General features: G+C 66.8%; 5 protein-coding genes, 1 tRNA gene and 1 pseudogene. 1 reads left to right on the plus strand and 6 read right to left on the minus strand.

Annotated elements, in window-relative coordinates:
* The 6 genes and pseudogenes from SSOG_RS53350 to SSOG_RS07850 form a co-directional block, all read right to left on the minus strand.
* Positions 1 to 357, minus strand: a pseudogene (locus SSOG_RS53350) (DUF624 domain-containing protein); the annotation flags it as partial.
* Between the two features lie 11 nt (positions 358 to 368).
* A complete protein-coding gene (locus SSOG_RS07830) occupies positions 369 to 1,235 on the minus strand; it encodes a carbohydrate ABC transporter permease (protein ID WP_086015853.1) in 867 nt (288 codons plus the stop codon).
* 17 nt (positions 1,236 to 1,252) lie between these two features.
* Positions 1,253 to 2,254, minus strand: a complete 1,002-nt coding sequence (locus SSOG_RS07835) for a carbohydrate ABC transporter permease (protein ID WP_009713674.1) — start codon at positions 2,252 to 2,254, stop codon at positions 1,253 to 1,255.
* A gap of 11 nt (positions 2,255 to 2,265) precedes the next feature.
* Positions 2,266 to 3,549: an ABC transporter substrate-binding protein gene (locus SSOG_RS07840; protein WP_009713675.1), complete on the minus strand. Its 1,284-nt coding sequence runs from the start codon at positions 3,547 to 3,549 to the stop codon at positions 2,266 to 2,268.
* A gap of 264 nt (positions 3,550 to 3,813) precedes the next feature.
* Positions 3,814 to 3,885 (minus strand) — tRNA-Val (locus SSOG_RS07845).
* Positions 3,886 to 3,972: 87 nt separating this feature from the next.
* A complete protein-coding gene (locus SSOG_RS07850) occupies positions 3,973 to 4,428 on the minus strand; it encodes a TIGR02611 family protein (protein WP_009713676.1) in 456 nt (151 codons plus the stop codon).
* 190 nt (positions 4,429 to 4,618) lie between these two features.
* Here SSOG_RS07850 and SSOG_RS07855 point away from each other — a divergent pair, with 190 nt between their 5' ends.
* Positions 4,619 to 5,032 carry an SsgA family sporulation/cell division regulator gene (locus SSOG_RS07855; RefSeq protein WP_003959770.1) on the plus strand — a complete coding sequence of 138 codons (414 nt, stop codon included), beginning with the start codon at positions 4,619 to 4,621 and terminating at the stop codon, positions 5,030 to 5,032.
* The last annotated feature ends 140 nt before the right edge of the window (positions 5,033 to 5,172 follow it).

The raw sequence follows: 5,172 nt of genomic DNA on the forward strand, positions 1-5,172 counted from the left end.
CGCGAGCGTGCCCGCCACGCTCACGGCGACCAGGGCGGGCCCGCCCGGCAGGGCTCCGGTGCGGGCCACGCGCAGATCGAAGGCGAGCAGCGCGAGCGCCGCCCACCACAGCAGGGAGAAGCGCCAGCCGCCGCGGGTCGCCTCCCGCACTCCGGAAACGAAGTCCCGCAGTGTGGAGCGCTCACCGTCCAGATGGCGGCGCAGATGCGCGCATCCGGCGGCGAACGACGGGAGCAGGGTGAGCAGCGGCAGCGCGGCGAGCACCACCCAGACCCCGGTCAGCAGGCACTCGGCGAACAGCGAGAAGCGCACCAGACGCCGCGCGGGCCGCTCGGACCTCCGTATCGCTCGCTCCATGGCGGGTCCCCTCAACCCTTCAGCCCGGAGGTCGAGGCACCCTCGACCAGATAGCGCTGGAAGGCGAGGAAGAACAGCAGCACCGGCAGCAGGGCCACCAGCGACATGGCGACCATGCCTCCGTAATCGGCGACGCTGTCCTGGTCGATGAAGAGCTTCAGCCCCATCGAGACCGTGTACTTGTCGGGCTCGTTGAGATAGAGCAGCGGGCCGATGAAGTCGTTCCAGGACCAGATGAAGGTGAAGATCGCGCTGGTGATCAGGGCCGGACGGCACAGCGGCAGCACGATGTTCCAGTAGATGCGCAGATGGCCGCAGCCGTCCAGCCGCGCCGCCTCGTCCAGCTCGCGCGGCAGGCCCCGCATGAACTGCACCATCAGGAAGACGAAGAACGCGTCCGCCGCCAGGTACTTGCCGAGCAGCAGCGGGACATAGGTGTTGATCAGTTCCATCTTCTGGAACAGGATGTACTGCGGAATGATCAAGATCTGGAAGGGCAGCAGCAGGGTGGAGATCATGAGCGTGAACAGCACGTTCCGCCCCGCGAACCGGATCCTGGCGAACGCGTACGCCGCCAGCGAGCAGGAGAACAGCACCCCGATCACCGAACCGACCGCCAGGAACAGCGAATTGGTGAAGAAGGTCGTGACGGGGACGTCCGCGATACCGTCGCCGAGCCTCCGGTAGTTCTCGGTGATCGGATCGGTGGGCAGCAGCTGAAGACTGCCGATGATCTTGTCACCGGGCTTGAACGAACCACCGATCACCCACACCACGGGGTAGAGGATCACGGCCAGCACCGCGAGCGCGCCCAGGTGCCAGACCACCGAGCGGATCCGCGCCCGCCCCGAGCTGGTCAGGGACTTCGAGGAGGTCAGAGAGGTCGAGGGAGTGGTCACCGGGCGTCCTCCTCGTAGTGCACCCAGCCGCGCTGGGTCTTGAACAGCACCGCGGTCACCAGGCCGATGCCGAGCATCAGCATCCAGGCCATCGCGGCGGCGTAGCCCATGCGCAGGTTCCGGAAGCCCTGTTCGTACAGGTACCAGCCGTAGACCAGCAGCGAGTCGCCCGGGCCTCCGGTGTTGGTGCCGGAGCCCGCGAGCACGACCGCCGAGGTGAAGACCTGGAAGGAGTGGATGAGTTCCAGCAGCAGATTGAAGAAGAGCACCGGGGAGATCATCGGCAGGGTGATGGAGCGGAACCGCCGCCACGCCCCCGCGCCGTCCATCTCGGCCGCCTCGTACAGCTCGCGCGGCACCTGCTTCAGCCCGGCGAGGAAGATCACCATCGGGGCGCCGAACTGCCAGACGGTGAGCGTGATCAGCGTGGGCAGCGCCCAGTCCGGATCCCCGATCCAGCCGCCGACGTCCCAGCCGAACAGACTCATCGACTTGTCGACGATCGCGTCGTCGTTGAAGATCGCCCGCCAGACGATGCCGATGCTCACGCTCGCGCCGATGAGCGAGGGCGCGTAGAACGCCGAGCGGTAGAAGCCCTGCCCCTTGCGCGGCTTGACCAGCAGCAGCGCCACGCCCAGCGCGGCCAGCAGCTTCAGCGGGGTGCCGATCAGGACGTACTTCAGCGTCACCTCGACCGACGTCCACCACCGGTCGTCCTCGAACATCTCCTGGAAGTTCTTGAACCCGACCCAGCGGGGCGAGTCGAAGAGGGTGTAGTCGGTGAACGCCAGATAGAGCGAGACCAGCATCGGGCCGAGCGTGAGCAGCAGGATCCCGATGCACCAGGGCGTCAGGAAGAGATAGCCCGCCAGGGTTTCCCGGCGGCCGGACCGCCGTCCGGCCGCCGCGCCCGGAGCGTCCGGCGCGGCACCCTTGCGGGTCTCGGGCCGGGGCGGGGCGGCCGACCGCTCCGCCGCGCGCGTCGTGGTTCGTGTCACGGAAGCTCTCCTCACGAGCCGAGCGCGGATTCCGCCTCGTCGAAGAACTGGTCCACGGCCTTGTCCACCGAGCTCTGGCCGACCGTGACATCGGTGTAGGTGCGCAGGAAGGCGGCCTCGGCGACATCGGTGCCGGCCGGATGCGGAGTGATCGGCTCCAGCTTCCCGGCCACGCTCTTCTCATACGCGGCGATCTTGGCGTCGACGCCGCTCGGCTTGTACGCCTCGTACTGCGCGGTGGTCGCCGGGATGCCGCGGTTGTAGCCCATGATCTTGCCGACCTCGGGGTCGTGCGTCATGAAGTCGATGAGCTGGGCGACTTCCTTGGGGTGCTGGGTGCGGGCGGAGCCGCTGAGCATCAGCGAGGAGAGGTACTGGGCGGTCTTCTTGCCGTCCGTGGTCGGCAGCGGCCCGAGTTCGAGCGGGGTGTCGGTCTCGGCCGCGAACCGGACCAGGAAGTTGTCCCAGGTGAACTCGGCGGCCGACAGGTTCGCGCTGATCGTCGCCTTGGGCTTGGCCTGTTCGGTCTTCTTGCCCGGCACCAGCTCACCCGCCTTGGAGTGCTGCTGCCAGGTGTTCCACCACTGCTTGAGGTCGTCCTTGGTGAAGCCGAGCTTCTTGTCCTCGGTGAAGAACGCCTTGCCGTGCTGACGCAGATACAGGTCGTACAGGTACATCACACCGGCGTTGTCGCTGGAGCCGTAGAGCGTGCCGTCGGACTTCCGCACCTTCTTGGCGGCGGCGAAGAAGTCGTCCCACGTCCATCCGTCCTTGACGGTGACGCCCGCCTTCTTGAAGGCGGCCGGGTTGTAGAAGAAGCCGAAGGTATTGGCGCCGACCGGCACGCCGTAGAGCTTTCCGTCGATGTCCCCGGATTTCTCCAGGCCGTTACGGAAACCCTTCAGATTGAGATTGCCCTCCTTGACCTGCTTGTTGAGATCGAGGAGCAGATTCTTTTCACCGTACTTGCGCAGAAAGGCGTACGAGTTCTGGAAGACGTCCGGCGCATTGCCGCCGGCGGCCTGGGTATTGAACTTGCTCCAGAAGTCGGCGTATTCGGCGAAGTCCGTCTTCACGGTGATGTTCGGGTGCTTCTTCTCGAACAGCTTCACCGTCTTCTTGATCATGACGGACCGGTCCTTGGCGCCCCACCAGGCGTAACGGATGGTCACCTTCCCGCCGGACGAGCTGCCGCCGTCGCCGCCGCAGCCGGTGGCCAGCAGCCCCAGTGCGACCAGCCCCGCCGCGGCCCCCCGAAGCCCTCTCGCCCTCGCCGTCCATCGCCGAGCACTCATGACACGCCCCTCCCGGGCAGGTCTGTCCGAGCTGCCCCGCAGAACCAAGCTTGAAACGTTTTAGGTAAGCGCTTGCCGGGCCAAAGTAGGGATCGATGCCGCGTACGTCAACGGTTCGGACAGGATCGATGCGGAAGCGCTTCAACGGCGGGGCACCCGCGGCGCCTCACCAGGCACTTCGCAGGGCACTTCACGGGGCACTTCAGGGGGCGCGAAAACACCGAGGGCCCGGAGGCGTGAAGCCTCCGGGCCCTCGGACAGGCGTGGGCGATACTGGGTTCGAACCAGTGACCTCTTCGGTGTGAACGAAGCGCTCTCCCGCTGAGCTAATCGCCCGGGCGCACGCCCAACATTAGCGCATGCCGGACCGTGCTCATGACCATCACGGCCGGCCCGGAACCCGGGCCGACCGACGGCCACCGGTCACTCCTTGATCTTCCAGGGCATGACGAGGCCGAACTTCCACACGTACACGGTCAGCGCCACCGCACAGATCACCAGCCCGATCGAGGTCAGGATGATGTTCCGCTTGCGCACCCTCGGATCCAGGGCGCGATGGGCAGCCTCGGTCACCTTGCGTTTCGTCCAGCGCAGCACCAGCTGCGCCCAGACGAACTCGGTCGCCCAGATCGCCATCCCGCCGAAGATCACCAGCCAGCCGGGACCGGGCAGCGGCAGCATGATGATGCCCGCCACCACCACCGCGAGGCCCACGACAAAGACCCCGACCTGCCAGCTCAGGTGCAGCGGGCGCGACCGCTTGATGAACTGCGGCGCCCGGGAACCGAAAACCGGCTCCTCCGACGCGCTCTCCCCCGTCGCGACCTCGGGCGCCGGTGGTACGGCACCCGCCCGTCGCTCGTCACTCTCCGCATTCATGTGACCCAACCTACCCGATACGCCGAAGTCACCGTAATGGCGGCACCGGCGGGCTCACGACTCGGCCGCTGGAGCTATCGGAAGACCCGCAAAACGGTCAGAGGGGTTTACAACGGCACCGTAGGTGGCATGTCGATTTCGCCGACGTGCGAATCCCCGAGCGCACACTGAGCGAAAGGCCCTGGCGCTTATGAACACCACGGTCAGCTGCGAGCTGCACCTGCGCCTCGTTGTGTCGAGCGAGTCCTCACTGCCTGTACCCGCGGGACTGCGGTATGACACGGCCGACCCTTACGCCGTGCACGCCACCTTCCACACCGGAGCCGAAGAGACGGTCGAATGGGTTTTCGCCCGCGACCTTCTCGCCGAGGGCCTGCACCGGCCCACCGGCACCGGCGACGTCAGAGTGTGGCCATCCCGTAGCCATGGCCAGGGCGTCGTCTGCATCGCCCTGAGCTCCCCGGAGGGGGAGGCTCTGCTCGAGGCCCCGGCGCGGGCCCTGGAGTCGTTCCTGAAGCGGACCGACGCCGCTGTGCCACCCGGCACCGAACACCGCCATTTCGACCTCGACACAGAGCTCTCCCACATCCTGGCGGAGAGCTGAGACCCGACGAGAGCTGAAGCGCGGCCGTCCGACTCGGGGAGACGGCGCGAGCCGGGACGCGAGATTCCGGTAGTGAACATCCCGGCAGTGACATCCCGGCAGTGACATCCCGAAGAATGTGGCAGAGGCAGGCGGCGGTG

Origin of the sequence: Streptomyces himastatinicus ATCC 53653 (assembly GCF_000158915.1) — a bacterium.
In the GTDB taxonomy this organism is placed as follows: Bacteria; Actinomycetota; Actinomycetes; order Streptomycetales; family Streptomycetaceae; genus Streptomyces; species Streptomyces himastatinicus.

What these genes read in the sequence shown, in the direction of transcription:
- SSOG_RS07840 (WP_009713675.1), bottom strand. Translation starts at nt 3,549, where the DNA reads ATGAGTGCTCGGCGATGGACGGCGAGGGCGAGAGGGCTTCGGGGGGCC.
- SSOG_RS07850 (WP_009713676.1), bottom strand. Translation starts at nt 4,428, where the DNA reads ATGAATGCGGAGAGTGACGAGCGACGGGCGGGTGCCGTACCACCGGCG.
- SSOG_RS07855 (WP_003959770.1), top strand. Translation starts at nt 4,619, where the DNA reads ATGAACACCACGGTCAGCTGCGAGCTGCACCTGCGCCTCGTTGTGTCG.